This is a genomic window from Paraburkholderia sp. SIMBA_054 (assembly GCF_046534875.1).
GTDB lineage: Bacteria > Pseudomonadota > Gammaproteobacteria > Burkholderiales > Burkholderiaceae > Paraburkholderia > Paraburkholderia hospita.
The window spans coordinates 270,702-289,840 of sequence record NZ_JAWRXV010000003.1 but is presented as its reverse complement, the minus strand read 5'-3'; the positions used below and the strand labels follow the sequence as shown (position 1 = coordinate 289,840).

At 62.2% G+C, this 19,139-nt stretch carries 13 protein-coding genes; 4 read left to right on the top strand and 9 right to left on the bottom strand.

What is annotated here, in order from left to right; genetic code table 11:
- Window positions 1-148: 148 nt before the first annotated feature.
- Entirely contained in the window at window positions 149-1,381 is a 1,233-nt protein-coding gene (locus SB822_RS05830; protein WP_410854268.1) for a YbfB/YjiJ family MFS transporter, read from the bottom strand.
- A gap of 331 nt (window positions 1,382-1,712) precedes the next feature.
- Between SB822_RS05830 and SB822_RS05825 the strand changes: the two genes are divergently transcribed.
- The 3 genes from SB822_RS05825 (at window position 1,713) to SB822_RS05815 (ending at window position 4,101) form a co-directional block, all read left to right on the top strand.
- On the top strand, window positions 1,713-2,144 hold the full coding sequence (locus SB822_RS05825; protein ID WP_007586358.1) for a cupin domain-containing protein: 432 nt from the start codon (window positions 1,713-1,715) through the stop codon (window positions 2,142-2,144).
- 442 nt (window positions 2,145-2,586) lie between these two features.
- Window positions 2,587-2,910 (top strand): DUF3331 domain-containing protein, encoded by a 324-nt coding sequence (locus tag SB822_RS05820; protein ID WP_007586356.1) that lies wholly within the window; start codon window positions 2,587-2,589, stop codon window positions 2,908-2,910.
- A 519-nt stretch (window positions 2,911-3,429) separates the two neighbouring features.
- A complete protein-coding gene (locus SB822_RS05815; protein ID WP_007586354.1) occupies window positions 3,430-4,101 on the top strand; it encodes an FMN-dependent NADH-azoreductase in 672 nt (223 codons plus the stop codon).
- A gap of 77 nt (window positions 4,102-4,178) precedes the next feature.
- On the opposite strand, the gene SB822_RS05810 is transcribed toward SB822_RS05815, so the two are convergent.
- The 3 genes from SB822_RS05810 to SB822_RS05800 all read right to left on the bottom strand — a co-directional run bounded on the left by SB822_RS05810 (window position 4,179) and on the right by SB822_RS05800 (window position 7,487).
- Window positions 4,179-4,742, bottom strand: a complete 564-nt coding sequence (locus tag SB822_RS05810) for an RrF2 family transcriptional regulator (protein WP_007586352.1) — start codon at window positions 4,740-4,742, stop codon at window positions 4,179-4,181.
- A gap of 106 nt (window positions 4,743-4,848) precedes the next feature.
- Entirely contained in the window at window positions 4,849-5,775 is a 927-nt protein-coding gene (locus tag SB822_RS05805; protein ID WP_035538251.1) for a LysR family transcriptional regulator, read from the bottom strand.
- Between the two features lie 242 nt (window positions 5,776-6,017).
- Window positions 6,018-7,487 (bottom strand): NCS1 family nucleobase:cation symporter-1, encoded by a 1,470-nt coding sequence (locus SB822_RS05800; protein WP_007586348.1) that lies wholly within the window; start codon window positions 7,485-7,487, stop codon window positions 6,018-6,020.
- A gap of 478 nt (window positions 7,488-7,965) precedes the next feature.
- Here SB822_RS05800 and SB822_RS05795 point away from each other — a divergent pair, with 478 nt between their 5' ends.
- A complete protein-coding gene (locus SB822_RS05795; protein ID WP_007586346.1) occupies window positions 7,966-8,439 on the top strand; it encodes an Lrp/AsnC family transcriptional regulator in 474 nt (157 codons plus the stop codon).
- A gap of 12 nt (window positions 8,440-8,451) precedes the next feature.
- On the opposite strand, the gene SB822_RS05790 is transcribed toward SB822_RS05795, so the two are convergent.
- The 5 genes from SB822_RS05790 to SB822_RS05770 all read right to left on the bottom strand — a co-directional run bounded on the left by SB822_RS05790 (window position 8,452) and on the right by SB822_RS05770 (window position 19,130).
- Entirely contained in the window at window positions 8,452-9,402 is a 951-nt protein-coding gene (locus SB822_RS05790) for a GNAT family N-acetyltransferase (RefSeq protein WP_007586344.1), read from the bottom strand.
- A 42-nt stretch (window positions 9,403-9,444) separates the two neighbouring features.
- Window positions 9,445-11,634, bottom strand: a complete 2,190-nt coding sequence (locus SB822_RS05785) for a TonB-dependent siderophore receptor (protein ID WP_410854267.1) — start codon at window positions 11,632-11,634, stop codon at window positions 9,445-9,447.
- A gap of 48 nt (window positions 11,635-11,682) precedes the next feature.
- A complete protein-coding gene (locus tag SB822_RS05780; protein WP_079487494.1) occupies window positions 11,683-13,068 on the bottom strand; it encodes a lysine N(6)-hydroxylase/L-ornithine N(5)-oxygenase family protein in 1,386 nt (461 codons plus the stop codon).
- Between the two features lie 64 nt (window positions 13,069-13,132).
- Window positions 13,133-14,131: a GNAT family N-acetyltransferase gene (locus SB822_RS05775; RefSeq protein WP_410854266.1), complete on the bottom strand. Its 999-nt coding sequence runs from the start codon at window positions 14,129-14,131 to the stop codon at window positions 13,133-13,135.
- 16 nt (window positions 14,132-14,147) lie between these two features.
- On the bottom strand, window positions 14,148-19,130 hold the full coding sequence (locus SB822_RS05770; protein ID WP_410854265.1) for an amino acid adenylation domain-containing protein: 4,983 nt from the start codon (window positions 19,128-19,130) through the stop codon (window positions 14,148-14,150).
- Between the last annotated feature and the right edge of the window lie 9 nt (window positions 19,131-19,139).

The window sequence follows — 19,139 nt, the reverse complement described above, 5'->3', positions numbered from 1 at the left end:
GGAATTGTCGGTCGCTGAAAGCGTGAGCGGTAGTTAATCCTTGTTAACGTGACTCACGCGAGGCGCCCGGCGATCTTCCTTAAACGACCTGATCGGGTGCGCTTTTCAAACGACGGGTCGCGCCGCGATCGCGCGTGTCCTCTTCGCCTTATCCGTTGTTCTGTTTTTGACCAGGCTCTCGTGCAAACAAAGTCGCCGCGCAGTCGACTATGACGACAAACACAAGCGCCACCGCGCCGATTACAAACAGTAGACGATGGTTGCCACCGCTGCTATTGAACAATGCCGAATACGTGTAGCCCGCGAGCGCCTGAAATGCCGCAAACGTCGTCGTGGCACGGCTCCATATCTTGTGCTGCCCGGCATGATCGTGCGGCACGACTTCATGGATACGTGCCAGCATCATCGGCACGATGCCCGGCGGAAAGCTGCCGATGACGAGCGTCAGCACGCCGATCACGATGTAATTGCTGGACATCGCAAACGCTGCGACCACGACGATCTGCAACAACGACAGCGCGCGAATTGCAAAGCGTCCGCCCAAGCGGTCCGCCACGAGGCCATACACGGGCGCGCCGAAAATGGCACCAACGCCATACAGAATCCAATATGCCGCACCGACATGTGCGCCCGCGCCAAGTCCACGCGCAATGAAATCGACGAGAAAAACCATCGTAGGAACGAGGCCGACCGCCATCAACGCGTACTCGGCGTAGAGCACACGGACTGTCGACGGGTTGTGCATCTTCGCAGTTGGAGCCGCGTGCGCGGAATGTGCGTGCGCTTTCGTCGCCGACGGCCATCCGTACCACGTTGCCAGCGTCAGAGCCGCGGAGAGGATCGCGATGCCGATCCACGTGTTACGCAAGCCGAGATTGAGCAGCAGCGGGACGATCGTCCCCGAAGCCGCAATGCCGACGCCGAGGCCGAGAAAGATCGCACCGCTTGCGAGACCCTTACGATCCGCCGGCACATGCGGCAGCACCGTTGCAGCGACCAGCACCATGATCGCGCCGCCCGCCACGCCCGACAGTAATCTCCAGAAGAAGAACCACGCGACGGAGACGGGAAACGCGCACGCCAGAAAGGTCGCCGTGACCAGCACCATCATGGCCCGCAACGTATGCGTGTTCGTCAGACGATGCGCGACCGGACGGCCCAGCAGTGCGCCGAGCAGATAGCCGGCAAGATTCGCCGCGCCCAGATACACCACGTCCGATGCGGCGAACCAGTGCGCCTGAATGAGCGGCGGAATCAGCGGCGTATAGGCGAAGCGCGCCAGCCCAATGCCGACGAGGCTCGCGCAGAAGCCCGCGAAGATGTGCCGCCATACGGCGGCTCGACTGCTGGCGGGTGTTGAAAGTGATGCGTCGGTTGACATGAGTACGGATTCCGCTTGAGGCCGCGCGCAGCGCGGAAGTTTTGTCATGTTCGGGTCATTTTCCCGCCATCTTTGACACAGTTGTCAATTTCGCGAATTCTAGACATTGATGACAAAGATGGCAAGAATCCATTCCGTTGAAATGGAAATCGCAAGCAGGTGAACGTACGTTTCGTTGCATGCTGTCAAAAAAGCGTTTACTCTCCGAACTACGACTTAGTTAGTCGCAGTTAAAAACGTTCGGATGACTCACCCGTCATCCGAACGATGCCGGCCTGGCCCGCTTGCTGCGCGGCGCCATCGCAAACCATTCATTCTTCGGAGAGTTAAAGTGAATTTCGTTCAGACCGTTCTTGCTTCCACGGCGGCAGCCTGCATCGCACTGACGGCGCCTCACGCGGCGCACGCGCATGGTGTCGACGGACCGCGCGAGCACATCAGCCCGGCGTTCCAGACGCCGATTGCAAATGTGCCCGGCAAGACCATGACGGCCATCGTCGTCGACTACAAACCGGGCGGCGTGTCGCCGTCACATCGTCATGGTCAGGCGTTCGTGGTCGGCTACGTGCTGCAGGGCGAGATCCGAAGCAAGGTCGACGATGGCGAAGCACGCGTGTATCACGCAGGTGAAAGCTGGACAGAAGCGCCGGGCGTGCATCACATGGTCAGCGAGAACGCAAGCAAGACGAAGCCTGCAAAGCTGCTTGCCATCTTTGTCGCTGACGACAACGATAAAGACCTCGTCACATGGGACAAGAAGTAATGGCAATACATCTTTAAGCCGACATGCTCGCTTTATATATAGTTAGCGCAGGCTTTATCGGGCGTTAAGGAAAGACACCTGAAGCGGAAAGTATTACGTTGCACTTTCCGGTTAACAACGCTTAACTTGCTGTATGGCCGCCTGAACGTCCAATATAGAGTCACGGCGCGTTGATGTCGGGACTCGGTTTCGCGTATCGCTGCGCGCCATGCAGGCAAGTCGCTGATCTGCCTTGCGAGCCACACCGTACAACACTGTTGACGTCAGCAGCAGCACCTCGGCCGCGAAGGAGCGTGCCGCCAGCCAAACTCTGTGACGGAGGTGAATGATGACTCGTCCGGTTGAAGAAGATATCGTCAGACGCGCATTGGTAGGCGTCCTGATGCCCACACCCGTTGAATCTGCCAGGAAAGCACAATACGGTCCAAAAAAGAAATTCCGCATGACCAAGCGGCCGCCGCCTGAAGCGCTGGAGCCTGTCGAGGTCGAGCCACCGCCGGCGCATATCTCCATTCTTGAACAGCTGTCATCGAAGACACTTAGCGTGTGCTGGAGCGATCCACGCTCAGGTCATTACGCCGATCAGGTATGGCGAATCGGTCTCGCACGCATGGACTCGTTCTGCGTACTGACGGGTATGCCGATCCGGCGTGGCGACCCGGTCTTTCGGCCGCGGGCTTGCGAAAGCTATTTCCCCGCTAACCGCGACAGGATGATTCTGGCATCCGCCGTGCCGTCCGGTCCGAGCGGAATCATGCTCGACTAATGTCACATGCACGTTCTTGTGTGTGCGTCGAGAAACCTGAACAAACCTTAAACGCCACAGGCTGTGAAGCTCCGGCGCTTCCATATATTGGTGCTGCGCGTTGTCGATTGGCGCATGCGCTTCACGCGGCAACATTCGTTGCACGCGCAGCACCCAACCTTCTGTTCACGCATGGCCTGATATGGCGTTGCGTGCCTTTGTCATACGCATGACTTCTGCAAGCGTTACGCGAGAAACTCCCACGCGCCCATGCGATGGCACGTCGGCACCGAGGTGAAACCTGCGTCGCAACCGCCTTCGTCCCGCGCAACACTGAATCCCGTTTTTCTCTCCTATCGGTCTGCCCCGCTGCGCAACAACCGCGCAATGCCTTGCTGCGTAAGGCGTGCGCCGCTTTCCTGCGAGCCTTCGAAACGCACGCGAGTCCACTCGCGCTCGCGCCCCCTCTGTTGCGCACTGCCAGCAAACTCTCTATTCTCACAACTACGATAACTTTGATCGCAGTTACTGGAGAGCCAGATGAAAATTTTCCACGTCGATTCGAGCGCCAAGCGCGAACGGTCCAATTCCCGCGCACTGTCGCGCCAGTTCATCGAAAACCTGCGTGCCGAGGGCGTGGATGTCGAGGTCGACTATCTGGACGTCACGGTCGATACGCCGCCGCACGTCACCGAGGCCTTTGCCATCGCGACCTACAAGGAAGAGCACGAGCGCACGGCCGACATGCGCGCGACGCTGGCCGCCTCGGACGCGCTCTGCAAGCGGCTGCTCGAAGCCGACGCCTTCGTGTTTGCGATGCCGATGTACAACTGGTCGATGCCTTCGGCATTCAAGGCGTTCATCGACAGCGCCACGCGTCCCGGCATTACCTACAAGGCGGACGCGGACGGAAACATCGTCGGCCAGTTGAGCCGTCAGAAGGTGCTGTTCATCACGACGCGCGGCGCAGATTTGCGTCCCGGCAACCCGTTTTCGTCGATGGATGCGCTGACGCCAGCGCTCAAAGCCGCATTTGCTTTCATCGGTGCCAACGATCCGCATTTCGTCGACGCACAGCCATTGCAATTCTCGGATCAGGAAGCGCGGATCGAGGCGCTGAAGCGCGCACACGCCGAGCTGGCAGGCGTGGCAGCCGACTGGGCCGCATGGGAGCGTGCGCGCGTCGGCAGCGAGTTGCACGAGACGGCGTAATCGTCAGCACAAAGCCGCAAAACGAAAAGGCCGCAGCTCTTAAGGCTGCGGCCTTCGTCATTTCGACGGCGTGTCGCTCAGGAACGCGCGCCGGGCGTTGAACCACTGCGCGTGCCGCCGCGCTCGCGCCGCCTGCTCGTCGTGCGGCCGTCCAGCCACTTCACGACTTGCGGCCCATAGGTGCGCGGCGCCTTCGCCGTCGTGCGGACCGCCAGTTCCTCCAGCGATTGCGATGCCAGCGCCTCGCGCATGCGCTTCTCGGCGTTCTGCATCACGGCATGAATCGAGCACACGCCGCTCGTCGCCCAGGTTGGTGCGGTCTCGCCGAACACCGCACAGCGCGTGCGCACTTCACGGCACTCGAACAAGGACTTGTCGCCATCGATCGCCGTCACCACGTCGAGCACCGAAATCTGGTTTGCCGGACGCGCGAGCGCAAAACCGCCCTTCGCCCCTTCCGTCGCAATGACCAGCCCGGCCTTATGCAATTTCGTAAACAGTTTCGCCACATAGTCGGCGGGCACGCCTTGCAGTTCTGCAAGGTCGCGTACGCTCGCTTCGGGCACGCCGCCGGGCGCCGCTTCCGTCAGGAAAAGCAGGCAGTGCAACCCATATTCGACGCCTGCGCTGATGTGAGACATAGCCACTCCGACAAATACAATCGGAGTTAGGCTACCCGCTTTTGCAAGCCGGTGCAACCCAGCGTCACGGAAGATCTAGTAAAGTCTGAACAATCGAAGCGCGTCGCTAAAGCGGACGCAGACTGTCGAGCGGATGCAGTTCGAGCGTATCGTCGACCGACAGTTCGCGCGCAATGAAGTCGATGAACGTACCGACGCGGCGGCTTGGCACCGCGCCCGCATAGACGGCAAACAGATCGACGCGCTCGCCGATGAACGAGTCCAGCGCCGTTTCAAGTCTGCCCGACATCAGTTCGTGATAGATATCCCAGCGGTTCTTCAGTATCACGCCGTAGCCATGCACGGCCCATTCGCGCAATACGCCGCCGTCGCTCGCCACACGGTTGCCGGACACTCTCACCGTAATCTGCTTGCCGTCGACGACGAACGGCCAGTTCGAGAACGGCGCATCGGGCCGCGCGAGAATCAGGCAGTTGTGCGAAGACAGTTGCGCCGGGTGCATCGGCTTGCCATGCGTCGCCCAATACGACGGCGCAGCGCACACGACACGCGGGCCTGTCAGCAACAGCCGCGCCTTGAGCCGCGAGTCGATCAGCGGGCCGTTGCGCAGCGCGAGATCCAGATGTTGATCGACGAGATCGACATGACCATCCGTCAACAGCAGCGACACCTGCACTTGCGGATGCTCGCTCATGAACTTGTCGAGCAATGGCACGACGCGCGTGCGGCCGAAATCGTTGCTGGCGGTCAGCCGGATCGGCCCGTTCAATGGACCGTCTTCGCGCAGGCTCAGAATCGCGGCATCCCAATCCGCGAGTACGCGGCGCGCGTCGTCGAGAAAGCGCTGACCTTCATGGGTAAAGGCGAGGCGGCGCGTCGTGCGCATGATGAGGCGCGCGCCCACTTCCTCTTCCAGCTTTTGCAGCGCGAGCGTGACTGTCGACGTCGACACCGCGCTCTTTCGCGCGGCCGCGGAAAAGCTCCCGGCTTCGGCGATTTCGACAAACAGCCTTAACGCGTCAAGCCGGTCCATCTTCGTGTCCGTTCGAAAGTCGTAGCAATATGGAGTTATTTCGATTCGGTGGCCTTGCCGCCATATACGATCGGGTATGCACGCATAAAACGGCTGTGGCCCGCCATCGCATGTCACGAATCGACTCCTGAGTATCGAATACTTTGATCGGTCTCTAAAGACAAACTAGCGCTTAAATCGGTCCATAACGCTATTGCGTCAGCATTCGTGCTATAGCGCCAATGCGGCCGGTTTCCGTCGCGTCAGGTTCTGCGTGCCGCGCGCATCATCCCAACGTAGAGCACCGCGCCTGCCACCGCGCCGATCAGCCAGCCAAAGTTGTTTTCAGGCAGGACGTGCAGTAGTTGTGTGCACAATTCCCAGCCAATAGAAATGCAGCCCGACAGCAGGAGTGCCGCGACGCCGACCTTGTTCCAGCCACCGTCGTAGTAGAAGCGGCCCGTCGACGACATCGTGTACAACTCGGCCGTTTGCACCTGCTGTTTTTTGATCAGATAGAAGTCGGCCATCATCACGCCATAGAGCGGCGCAAGCACCGCGCCGAATACGCTGACGAAAATCGTAATGGCCTTGGGACTGTCGACGAATATCCACGGGCACACGAGTACCGCGAGAATGGAAGCGATCAGACCGCCGCGCTTGAAATCGACATGTTTGGGGAAAAGATTCGCGATATCGTAGGCGGGCGAAACGAAATTGGCGACGATATTGATGCCCATTGTCGCCACGATAAACGTGACGCTGCCAATCACCACAGCCACCTTGTTCTGGATGTGCGCGACGATCGCCACCGGGTCCATGATCATCGATCCGAACACGGTTGCGCTACCCGACGTGACGATCACCGTGATGATCGCGAACACGATGAAATTGACGGGCAGCCCCAAAAAATTGCCGACCTTCATTTGATGTTCGCTTTTCGCAAAGCGTGAGAAATCGCCGAAATTCAACAGCAGCGCGGCGAAATAGCTGACGACGAGCAGCACGGCATTGCCCATGCCGGCGAACTGCTCCGCGCCTGTTAGCGTCTTACCGCCAAGCGTCAGATTCAAACTGCCAAGCCCGGCCTGCGAGAGTATCCACGCCATCAACACGAACATCACCACATACACGGCCGGCCCGCAAAAGTCGATGAACTTGCGGATCGTCTCCATGCCGCGTTGAAAGATCACTAACTGGAAGAACCACATGAACAGGAAGCTCACCCACCCCAAACCGTCCAGGCGCAGAAAGCTGAAGCCTTGCAATGCCGTCGATGCAGGAACGAACAAAACCAGTAGCGTCGCGACCGCTTTCGAAGCGAAGTAAGTTTGCACGCCATACCAGACGATGCCGACCACGCCGCGAATCACGGCCGCGAGGTTCGCGCCCATCACGCCCATGCTCACGCGCGCCATGACCGGGAACGGAATGCCGTGCATATAGCTCGGCTTGCCCACCCAGTTCATCAGCATGTAGACGACGAGAATGCCGACCGTCAGCGCAATCAGCACCTGCCAGCCGGAAATGCCGAGCAGAAACAGGCTCGCCGCGAAGGTATAGCCGCCGACGCTATGCACGTCGGACATCCACATCGCGAAGATGCTATAGCCCGTCCACGTGCGCCGGGCGTGCGGCACGGGCGCGAGATCGTGATTGTGCAGACGCGAATCGACCTGTTCGCCGGCATCGCCAAGACCGTGCGGCGCATCGAAAAGCGGTGACGAAGACATGGCTCCCCCCTGCTGGTTGAAGCATGGCCGTCTTCTGAAGACCGCCATGATCTGACGATGCGACGTGGCACGCAGGCACGGTCTACCACAAGCCCGATGGGAACCGCGACTCGCGATGAAGGGTCTTGTTTCTGCAATATAGATTGTTTTACTAATAAAAGCGTCTGTCGATGCTTTCAAAAAGGCGCGGAGAACAGGGGAGGAGAAAAGCGCGGAGGGGTGAATGCTTCCGTGACCGATGAACGCGTCGCACGGCGTGGGTTTCGCCGCTGACCGCCCCTGCCGGCGTCATCTTGCGAATGACGCGGCGCCCGTTGGCGGAGGGTAATCCGTCTGTCGTTGCGGGCAAGGAAGCATGTGGAAGAATATACCGGGTGACACCGTGGATAGGCTTCCTTTTTGCGGGTACTGACCACCCAACCCCGGAAGACTATTCCTGTAGAATCGGCAGAAGCCGAACATTCTTCCAGATCCAATCATGCAAGCCCGCAACCGCCCGCTGGACAACCAGGACCGCGCAATCATGCGCGCGCTGCAGAAGAACGCGCGACTGTCGAATGCGGAACTCGCGGAGATCGTCGGCATGTCGACGACTGCGTGCTGGAACCGCACGCGTCAACTCGAAACTGACGGTTATATCCGCGGCTACGTCGCGCTGCTGGATCAGCAGAAGCTCGGCTTCGCGGACGTCGTGCTGATCGAAGTGACGCTCGACCGGCACGACGACGACGCACTGGCCCGCTTCGGCGACGAGCTGGCGACGCTGCCCGAAGTGCTTGAGGCATATCTCGTGTCAGGCGAGTACGACTATCTGATCAAGGTTGCCGTCGACGGCACCGCCGGCTACGAGCGCTTCCTGCGCGAAAAGCTCTACAAGATCTCGGGCATTCGCCACAGCCGCTCGATGTTCGCGCTGCGCTGCATGAAGAACATTCCGTCGGTGCAGGTCTAGTCGCGCAACACTTCAAGGCCCGAACTGCCCGAAGTATGTCTCGCGCTCGACGATCACGAGCGCCGCACGCTTGTGCGGAAAATCGAACTCCTTCAGCGTGAACGCGCCCAACCGGTGCATCCATGCAATGTGCCGCGTGTGATCGATGCGCGGCTCGCCGACTATGCGTTGCGTGCGCGGATCGTCGAGAAACATGTAATGCAGGATGCCGTTGAACCACGCGCGCAGCTTGCCCGCACTCTGATAGTCGCTGTTGCCGACGAGCAGATGCAGGCCGCGATCGAAATCGTCGGCGTCATAGAATGGCGCGACGCGATCTTCCTTCGCCCAATAGACCTCGAAGTACGCAAACGGCTCGTCATCGAAACAACCGATCAGCGGATGCACATGCGGGTCCGCGCACTGCTCGCCCAGGTACGCCGCATGCTGTTCGCGCGTGCCCTTGAAGTCCCAGAAGTGCGCAACGCGATCCTGGTTCTGCCAATAGTGAAAGAGGTCCGTGTCACGCTCGACGTCGACCGTACGCAGCGTGAACGTCATGCCGACCGTCGGCATGAAGCGGCGATACACGGTGCCCTTCGGCTTCGGCGCGCGCACGGGATGGCGCCGGTTGTGATGAATCGTGTAGCGCATCGGCATGCCTGCCGAAGAAGGCGCCGTGAGCCACAGCGACGGCTGCTGCCAGAAGCTCGCGCGCGACGTCGTGAGCCGCAGTGTCGAGCCTTCGTGTGCCGCGGTATCCACGATGCCTTCGCGGATCGCGCGCGTGACGAACGCGTGCGTCGCGTCGTCGTCGTGTTCGAACGGCACGGTCAGCGACACCTGCTGTCGCTTCGCATCGCGGCAAAAGATCTCAGCGAGCGCGGGCAATAGCTGCACGGGTGCCGCATCGCGCGGCCACGCCGACAATGCAAAGCCGTCCGGCGTCGGAACAAGTTCCTCAAAGGCCACGCGAGCGTTCATGGTGTGTCTTCCTTTCCTCAAATGATCCAATGGTCGTGGCGCTTACCAGTCGTAACGCGCCGTCGCCAGCACCGTGCGCTGGTTGCCGTAGAAGCACGCAAACGCGCTCTGGCAACCGCTCACGTAGCGGCGGTTGAAAATGTTCGTCGCGTTCACTGCGAAGCGCCATTTGCTGATGTTGTAGTGCACGGCCGCGTCATACACGGTGTAGCCCGGCACGTGCAGCGAGTTATCCGCCGCGCCCGCGCTATAGCTCGTGTAACGCAGGCCCGCGCCGAAACCGAGGCCCGTCAGCAGCCCCGTGTGCCATGTCCAGTCGGCCCACAGTGAAGCCGTCTGGTGCGGCAAGGGAATCGCGACTGGCCACTTGTTCAGCGAATCGTCGTTGGCCTTGATGTTCTTCACATCCTGATACGCGTACGAAGCGATGATGCTCAGATCGCGCGTCACGTTGCCGACGGCGCTGAACTCGATGCCGCGTGAACGCACTTCACCCGTCTGCACGCTGAACGTTCCCGTTGGATCGTTTGGATCGGGTGTCGTGACGTTGGTCTGGTTGATCTGATAGATAGCCGCGTTCAACATCAGGTTCTTGTTGAACGGCTGCCAGCGCAAACCGAGTTCGATCTGCTTGCCCTTGGTCGGCTGGAACGGCGTGCCGTCTGCGTTCACACCAATCACGGGATTGAACGAGGTCGCGTAGCTGATATACGGCGACAAACCGTAATCGCCGAGATACACGGCGCCCACGCGATATGTGAACGCGTGATCGTTCTGCCGCTGTTCGGTGTTCGCGACGGTGTCTGTCGTCGTGTTGCGGCTCCAGTCCTGGCGGCCGCCAATCGTGAAGACGATGCGCGGCGTCAGCTTGATCTGGTCCTGCGCGTAGACGCCAAAGCTGTCGAGCTTCGTTTTCGTATCGCTATAGCCGAACGAATTCGGCCCGCTGAAGATATCCGACGTCACGGGAACGTAGACGGGGTTGAACATGTTCAAACTCGGCGCCAGCGCGAGCTGTTCGCTATCCGTCGACAACTGCCGGTTGTATTCGAAGCCGAGTAGCACCGTATGCTCGATCGAGCCGGTGTGGAATTGCGCCTGCGCCTGATTGTCGATGTCGAAGCGCGAGTAGTTCGGCTGGAACAGACCCGCGTAACGCGTCAGCGACGCTTCCGTCGGGTCGGTGGGGTCGAGGCCGCCGCCGTACACCGTCGAATTGTTCAACGACAGATGCATGTAACGCGTGTTCTGGCGGAACGTCCACGTCGGATTCAAGCGCTGCTCGAACTGATAGCCGACCGACCACTGCCGCTTGTCATAACGCGCGAAGTTGCCGTCGCCCGTATAGAGGTCGTTCGAGATCACGCCATTCGGGTTCGGCAGAATCGTGCCGGACGCGGGCAGGAAGTTATCCGACACGTCGGTGTTATCGCGCAGATAGGTCGCATACAGCGTCAACGAGGTATCGGCCGTGGGCTGCCATTTGACCGACGGCGCGAACATCAGTCGTTGATCCGCATTCGGCCCCGTCGGCATGTTGCCGTCGCGCCCCACGCCGACGAAGCGATACGTCAGCGTGCCGTCCTTGTCGATCTTGCCGCCGAGGTCGATACCGATCTGCTTGCGCGCATCCGTGCCGATCTGCAATTCGATTTCGCGGATACGCTCGGCTGTCGGCTGCTTCGTCTGAATGTCGACGAGCGAGCCTGGGTCGCCTTGTCCGTAAAGCACCGACGTCGGCCCACGCAACACCGTGATGCTTTCCACCTGATACGGATCGACGCGCCAGCTCGCGAGGTTCAGCGTATTGGGCACCTGCAGCCCATCGACGAACACACTTGGCGTGAAGCCGCGAATTGCCGTGTACCAGTCGGAGCGCGTGCTCGCGCCGTAAGACGAAAAGCCCGGCACGTAACGCAGCGCCTGATTGATCGAGGTCGCGCCCTGCTCTTCGATTTGCGCCGCCGTCACGATGTTCACCGTCTGCGGCACTTCGTCGAGCGGTGTATCCGTCTTCGTCGCCGTGGCGGTGCGATACGCGACGAAGCCTTCCGTATCGCCCGCGGCCGTGCCTTGCACCTTCACGGCGGGCAACGTCGCGGTCTTGTCTTGCGCGCTGTTCTGATTATCCGGCGCCTGTTGCGCCTGCGCGTAACCCGTTGCCGTGGCGAGAAAAGTCATGCTGGCTGCCGCAGCAATGGCACGCCGCTGCGTGCCTGTGACCCACTCCATCTGATACCTCGGAATATTGATGACGGCGCGTCGCGCCGCTTGTTGTTGTCAAAGAGCGAAAGCCACGCGGCCGCCGCTCACCCCGGTTTGCGCCCCTGTGCGCGTTTGAACTTCGAAACTGTTTTCGTTGTTGCCTGCTTCGAGCGAGCCGGCGATTTCGTCCGCGCGGCGCGCGAGGATCGACAGCAGCGTGTCGCTCAGGCCGTGGCTGTCTTCGCAGCACCCTTGCAGGTAGATGCGCGGCTGGAAATGCGCCGGCGTCGCAAGCATGTAGTCGCGCGCGACTTCGCATTGCTCGACGGGCTTGCCCAAGGCATCGGCGAGCGGGTCGAGCAACGCGTGATGCGCGTCGCGCCGATAGCCCGTCGCGAGCACGACGGCGTCGAAGCGCTCGCCACGCGCATCGCCGTCCATCCGGTCGCGCAGACGCATGTCGATTTCATTCCCTTGCGCGCCTTGCACTTCACGCACGGATTCGATCGCGCAGTTGTTCAGCAGACGATGACGCGCCGTGCCGCTCACGTTTTGCACGTATAGCAGCTCATAGATCTGCTCGATCAATGGCCGGTCCACCACTGAGTAGTTGGTGTCGCGGAACGTATCGAGCAGCGAGCGGCGCGCGTCCTTCGGCTGCGAATAGATGAGATCGGTGAACGACGGGTTGAAGATTTCATTGACGAACGGGCTGTCGTCGGCGGGTTTCAGCGCGGGCGCGCGCATCACGAGCGTCGCGTCGACATGCGGGAAGCGGCGCGTCAGATCGATGAATACTTCGGCCGCGCTCTGACCGCTGCCTACGACAGCAACGCGACGCCGTGCCTCGTCGCCCTTGCCGTCGCCGATTACATTGCCGATCGTCGTCAGATAGTTCGACGAGTGGATCACGGCGGCATCGCGCAAGGCTGCGAACGCTGCCGGAATCTGCGGCACACCGCCCATGCCGACCGACAACGCACGCGTCAGCCGATGTCGCTCCTTGCCTTGCGCATCGCGCGAATGCACACGCAAGTGCGTGACGGTGCGCGGTTCGTTCTCGTCCGTGACGGGCTCGATCTGCGTGACGGATTCGCCGTAATGCACCTGATCGTCGAATGCGCTCGCGACCCAGCGCAGATAGTCATGAAACTCGATCCGTGTCGGATAGAAGTTCTTCAGGTTGACGAAATCCTGCAGACGTCCACGCTCGAACAGATAGTTGATGAACGTGAAGCGGCTCTTCGGATCGCGCATCGTGACGAGATCCTTGAGGAAGGAAATCTGCATGCGGCTGTCGTCGAGCAGCATGCCGCGATGCCAGCCGAACTCCGGCTGCCGTTCGATGAAGCAGTGCGCGCCCGGCGCGCCGCCGTTTTCCGCGAGGCGCACGGCCAGCGCGAGATTCGACGGCCCGAAGCCGACGCCGATCAGATCGTGAATGTATTCTCGTTGACTCATGAATTGTCTCCCTTCTACCAGTGGCGACGAACGTTGTGCGTGTAACGGAAAGCGCAGCGGGACATCACAGATGACGACCGTCGAAAAACGCTTCCCGAACCAAGCGCATCAGCAACGCCCGTTTGTGCGGAAAATCAAAATGCGCGATGCTCGAAAAACCATGCTGCTTCAGGTAATCGATCATGCGAGCGTTGTCGTGACGCGGCTCGCACACGACGGCCTGGGTGCGCGGATCGTCGAGAAAGAGGTAATGGACCAGCGACGGCAGCCATGCCGCCACACACGCGGCGCCGCGCCAGCGCGTATCGCCGACAAGCATGTGCAGACCACGATCGAAATCCATCGATGCCGCGAACGGCGCAATGCGGTCCTCCTTCGCCCAGTACGCTTCGAAGTAACCGAACGGCTCGCCGTCGAACGCACCGATCAACGGATGCACATGCGGCGTCGACAGCACGCGGTCGAGGTACGCGCGATGCGCGTCGAGCGTGCCCGCCTCGCCCCAGAACGCATTGACGCGCGGCTCGTTCATCCACGCATGCAGGTGTTCGAGGTGCTGCGCGACGCAAGCCGTGTGCAACGTAAAGCGATGCCCGAACTCGGGCACATCGCGCGCATACACGACGCCGTCCACATAAGGCGCGCGCCGCGGATGCCGCGCGCCATCCGTCATCGCATAGGACAGCGCCGCGTGCGGCGTCGACGCATCGCGCGTGAGCCACAAATCAGGCTGTTGCGCCCACGCATCGCGCAGGCAAAGGTTCTGCGCGGTCAGCACGCCGCTGTGACGCAGCGCGTCGAACGCCTCGCGATGCAGCTTGTCGATATCGAGCGCGATGGACTTGCTGTCGCGACTCGCGCCGAATGCCGCGCGCAATGCCGCCAGTACCGCGCGGCGTTGCCCCAGCGGCGAAATCCCCTTGCACCATTCGACGATGCGTAGACCCTCTTCACGCGTCCAGCGCGCGTGCAGAACGATGCCTTCGGCGCGGCCATCTTCGGCCACCGTGATCGCGTCGCCTTCCAGATACGCCGCCAGCGACGGCTGCTTGAACGCGTTCATGTCACTCCGTATGAAATCAGCGTGCATCGCGCACCTCCGTAGCCGTTTCGCGTGCTTCCTGTTCGATGTTCGCGTCGAGACGCAGCGCCAGCGCATGGGCCACGCGCGATAGCGTTTGATGGACGAACACGTCGTTGATCGTGATCGCGTAGCCCGCCGCGCTCGCCGCATCGACGAAGCGCACGACGTCGAAAGACGTCGCGCCTGCTTCGAACAGGTTGTCGTCGTGATCGAGCGTGTCGCCGTCGAAGGTATTGGCCCAGATGCGTGCGAGCGCATGCATGAGTCGTGCGGCACGCGGCGAAGGATCGACGGACCCGTGATGCGCCTCCGTCTGCGCGGTGATGGACGGCTCGCCCGAAATGACAATCGCTTCTTCCGGCGCGTCAATAAAGCGCGTGACGGCGGCCAGATAATCGGCGCACAACCGAGCGACGAACTCGCCAGCCACCAGTTCGCGTCCATACGAGAACGCGCCCGTCACGCGGCCATCCGGATGCTCGACGATATCGAGTTCGAGATCGAACACGACGCGATGACGCACATCGTTGAACTCATCGATTTCGACGCCGTGCCACTGGCGCGTATCGCTTTGCGCAGGCCGCAGATAGTTGAACATCACCTGGAAGAGCGGATTGCCGTTCGCGGTGCGCGACGCGCGCACGCTGTCGACAACCTGCGCGAACGGCGCGGCGACGTGCGCATACGCGCCCAGCGCGGCTTCGCGCACGGCGGCAATCACTTCGCGCGGCGATCCCGCTTCGCGCATCGCCGTGCGCACGACGACCGCATTGATGAAGAGACCGATCACGTCGTCGGTGCCGGCATCGCGCGTCGATGCGAGTACGCCGACAGCCTGATCGAGCGCGCCCGTCTGCCGTGCAAGCGCGACGTTCAGCACCGCGTGCAACAGCATCGGCAGCGTGGCGTGCGACGACATCGCCAACGCCTTCGCGCGTTCGGCCGTCTGCGCGTCGAACGCGAACGCGATGCGTCCCGCGCTCCATTCAGGCGAAACGGGGCGCTCATCCGCAGGCTGCGGCAAACGCATCAACGGTATGTCGCGCAATGCGTCGCGCCAGTACTTCAGGTCGGCTTGCCTCGGCTTCGTGCGGGCGGCGAACGCGGGCTTCAGCGGCGACGTGCTCAACGGCTCGCCCGTTGCGGATGCCGCGTAAGCGGTCTGCACGTCGTTGAGCCACACGTCGATCGAATGACCGTCGGCAACGATGTGATGGATCACGACCGACAGCACATGATCGTCGTCGGCGAGGCGGATCAGGCGCGCGCGCCACAGCGGCGCTTTGGCGAGATCGAACGGCGCGAGCGCGTCTTCATCCGTTAGCTTCGTCGCCCGCGCAATACGTTCGTCAATCGACGCAAGCGCTCGCAGATCGACGACGGGCAACGTCACGCGACGATGCGCGTCGATCACCTGACGCGGTTCGGCAGCGCCTTTCGCCGATACCAGGCGCGCGCGCAAAGCGGGATGCTTGTGCGCTGCGTGATCGAATGCGTTTTCTAGCGCGGTCACATCCACGGCGCCACGCAGGCGCAGAGCGATGGGAATGTTGTACGCCGCGCTTTCCGGCTGCGCGCGCCACAGAAACCACAGCGCGCGTTGCGCATCGCTCAACGCGAGGTCGGTCGCGTCTTTCGATTCCGGCTCGTGACGCTCGTTCTCGCGCGCCCCGACGCGCGGCGATTCGGCCACGCGTTGCGCATATGCAGCGAGCGTCGGCGCTTCGAACAGCGTGCGAACGGGCACGTCGTGCGCGAGCCGTTCGCTGACGCGCGTTGCCACGCTCACGGCCGCCAGCGAATGGCCGCCCAGTTCAAAGAAATGATCGGCGCGGCCCACGCGCTCGACGCGCAGCACTTCGCACCAGATCGCCGCGAGCGCCGTTTCGATGCCCGCTGCGGGCGCATCGAACTCACGCTCGACGCGTACCGGTTCCGGCAACGCCGCGCGGTCGATCTTGCGGTTTGCGTTGCGCGGCAGCGCATCGAGCACGACGATATGCGGCGGCACCATATAGTCCGGCAGCGCGCGGCGCAAATGCGCTGCGAGCACATCGCCGTCGACCCGCTCGCTACGCTTGCGCGCCTCGTCGCTGAGTTCGACGTACGCAGCGAGCGCCGCATCCGCGCCGCTGCCGCGCACCACGGCTACCGCGTCGCGCACATCGTCGTGCGCCATCAGGCGCGCTTCGATCTCGCCAAGCTCGATACGCAATCCACGCACCTTCACCTGATGATCGATACGGCCGACGAATTCCAGCACGCCATTCGTGCGCCGCCGGACCAGATCGCCCGTTCGATACAGCCGCGCGCTCGGCGCGCCGAACGGATCGGGCACGAAGCGCTCGGCCGTCAACGCGGCGCGCGCGTGATAGCCGCGTGCGACGCCCGTGCCGCCCAGATACAGTTCGCCCGTCACGCCAATCGGCAACGGCCGCAGGTTCGCATCGAGCACATGCGCGGTGCGCTCGCCGACGGGCGTGCCGATAGGCAGATACGCTGCATCGGCGATATCGCTCGCGTCTTCGTGCGCGTCGATCATCCACAGCAACGGCGTGATCACCGTCTCCGTCGGACCATAGCCGTTCACGATGCGCACATCGGGGAACGCCTGACGTAGCGCGGCGAACGCTTCGCGCGAGGTCGCCTCGCCGCCGACCGTGAGCGAACGCAGCGAACGCGGCGCGCCATGCGCGCGCGCCCATTCGGCCATTTGCAGCGCGTAGCTCGGCGGGAATGCAGCAATCGTGATCCGTTCGCTCGCGATCGTTTCGCAGGTTTGGGCGGGTGGCCACAACGCATCGTCGGTGATGCGGATGTCGACGCCCGCTGTCAGCGGCGCGAGCCAGCATTCATGCGCACCGTCGAAATTGATCGACATGAAGTGCAGCACGCGGTCTTTCTCTCGCATGCCGTAGCGCGCGGCAATCGCCGCGCAGTGCATCGCGATCGATGCGTGGTCGACCACGACGCCTTTAGGCTTGCCCGTCGAGCCCGACGTATAGATCAGATACGCGGCCTGCGTCGGCGCAATGGTCGGTTCGTGATAGGCGACGTCGTCTTGCGCCGATTCGTCTTCCGCGTCGATCAGCCATACGCGCGTGCCGTGCCGCAGCGGAAGCTTCGGCACATGGCGCCGTTCGGTAACGACATGTTCGATCGACGCGTCGTCGACGATATGCGCGAGGCGGTCGCGCGGATGCGTCGGGTCGAGCGGCACGAACGCGCCACCCGACTTGAGAATAGCGAGCAGCCCAATGAACAGATCCGTCGAGCGCCCGACCGCGATGCCGACCCGCGTTTCCGCGCCGACACCCGCTGCCATCATCCGCGCCGCGAGCTGCGCGGCGCGTGCGTCGAGTTCTGCGCGCGTGAGCGTCCTTTCGGCGTCCATCACCGCGCTCGCGTCGGGTTTCTTCTTCGCATGCTGCGCGAGCTTCGCATGCACGGGGACGAACGGCGCATCATCCGGCTCATACCCGTTCCACGCGTTCAGCTGCGCGCGCTCGCTCTGCGTCAGCCATTCGAGGTCCCCCACGGGCGCATGCGACGTCGCAAGCGCGCTGTCGAGCAACTGTGCGTACTCGCCCGCAATCCGCTGCACGGCCTGCGCGTTGAACAGATCGGTCGAATAGACGAAAGCGGCATCGAGCGCGCCATCTTCGCGTTCCTCGAAACCGAGCGTCAGATCGAACTTCGCATACGGCGCGCCGAATGGAAGATCGGTCACGCGCACGTCGTCGAATGCGGGCAATGCGCGGCGCGCCGCATACGACGCCATCACCTGAAACAGCGGATGATGACTCGCGCTGCGCGGCACGCCGAGCGCTTCGACCACCTGTTCGAACGGCACGTCCTGGTGCGATTGACCATTGACGAGCGCGCGCTGCACGTTGTCGATCAACGCATCGAACGGCTTGCGCATATCGACGCGCGCGCCCACTGCCAGCGTATTGACGAAGAAGCCGATCAGCCCCGCCGTTTCCGCGCGCTCGCGATTCGCGGCGGGCACGCCGATCTGCACATGCGACTCGCCGCTCGCCCGCGCCAGCAATGCATGCAAGGCCGCGAGCAACACCGCGAACGGCGTCGCGCGACGCGCTTGCGCGAGCGTGCGCACGCGTTGTGCAGTCGTTGCGTCGACGGTGAAGTAATGACGGCCACCGCGTGCGCTGCGCTGCATCGAGCGCGCGCCGCTGCCGGGCAATGCGATCACGCCCGCGTCCGCTCGCACCTGCTCGCGCCAGAATTGCAGCTGACGTTCAGCCTCGCCCGCATCGAGCCAGCGGCGCTGCCACAGCGAAAAGTCCGCGTACTGAACGGGCAGCGGCGCGAGCGCAACGGTGTCGCCGTTTGCATAGGCGCGGTAAAACGCGGCCAGCTCGTCGAGCAGCACGTCGATCGACCAGCCGTCGGAGACGATGTGGTGCATCGTCAGCACGAGCCAGTGTGTCGAGTCGTCGAGCGCGATCAGATGCACGCGTACGAGTGAATCCTGGACCAGATCGAACGGCTGATCTTCGTCTTTCGCCGCAACGTCCGCGGCGATGCGTTCGCGCTCTTCCCTCGCTGCGCGCGACAGATCGGTAAAGCGCCACGGGCAGCGCGCAGGCGCTTGCACGACCTGTTCGACGCCGCCATCCGCGGATTCGGCAAAGGTGGTGCGCAATGCCTCATGACGCGCAATCAGCGCATCGAATGCGTGCCGCAGCACCGCGCGATTCAGCTCGCCGTCGAGCCGCAGCCGGCTCGTCACGTGATACGCCGCCGGCTCGTCGATCATGCGTGCGTGCAGCCACAGCCGCGTCTGCGCGAACGATGCGGGCACGGCCGACGAACGGTCCACGCGCGCCGGGATCGGCAGCACGCGAAAGTCGATGCCCGCTTCACCGAGCTTCGTGATAAACAGCTTGCGCTGCGCGTCCGGCAATTGTGCGAAACGCGCGGCAAGCGCCAGCAGATCGGGTTTGGATGTCATTCGATCGTT

What these genes read in the sequence shown, in the direction of transcription:
- SB822_RS05775 (WP_410854266.1), bottom strand. Translation starts at nt 14,131, where the DNA reads ATGAACGCGTTCAAGCAGCCGTCGCTGGCGGCGTATCTGGAAGGCGAC.
- SB822_RS05820 (WP_007586356.1), top strand. Translation starts at nt 2,587, where the DNA reads ATGACCAAGCGGCCGCCGCCTGAAGCGCTGGAGCCTGTCGAGGTCGAG.
- SB822_RS05795 (WP_007586346.1), top strand. Translation starts at nt 7,966, where the DNA reads ATGCAAGCCCGCAACCGCCCGCTGGACAACCAGGACCGCGCAATCATG.
- SB822_RS05805 (WP_035538251.1), bottom strand. Translation starts at nt 5,775, where the DNA reads ATGGACCGGCTTGACGCGTTAAGGCTGTTTGTCGAAATCGCCGAAGCC.
- SB822_RS05800 (WP_007586348.1), bottom strand. Translation starts at nt 7,487, where the DNA reads ATGTCTTCGTCACCGCTTTTCGATGCGCCGCACGGTCTTGGCGATGCC.
- SB822_RS05770 (WP_410854265.1), bottom strand. Translation starts at nt 19,130, where the DNA reads ATGACATCCAAACCCGATCTGCTGGCGCTTGCCGCGCGTTTCGCACAA.
- SB822_RS05830 (WP_410854268.1), bottom strand. Translation starts at nt 1,381, where the DNA reads ATGTCAACCGACGCATCACTTTCAACACCCGCCAGCAGTCGAGCCGCC.
- SB822_RS05815 (WP_007586354.1), top strand. Translation starts at nt 3,430, where the DNA reads ATGAAAATTTTCCACGTCGATTCGAGCGCCAAGCGCGAACGGTCCAAT.
- SB822_RS05780 (WP_079487494.1), bottom strand. Translation starts at nt 13,068, where the DNA reads ATGAGTCAACGAGAATACATTCACGATCTGATCGGCGTCGGCTTCGGG.
- SB822_RS05810 (WP_007586352.1), bottom strand. Translation starts at nt 4,742, where the DNA reads ATGTCTCACATCAGCGCAGGCGTCGAATATGGGTTGCACTGCCTGCTT.
- SB822_RS05790 (WP_007586344.1), bottom strand. Translation starts at nt 9,402, where the DNA reads ATGAACGCTCGCGTGGCCTTTGAGGAACTTGTTCCGACGCCGGACGGC.
- SB822_RS05785 (WP_410854267.1), bottom strand. Translation starts at nt 11,634, where the DNA reads ATGGAGTGGGTCACAGGCACGCAGCGGCGTGCCATTGCTGCGGCAGCC.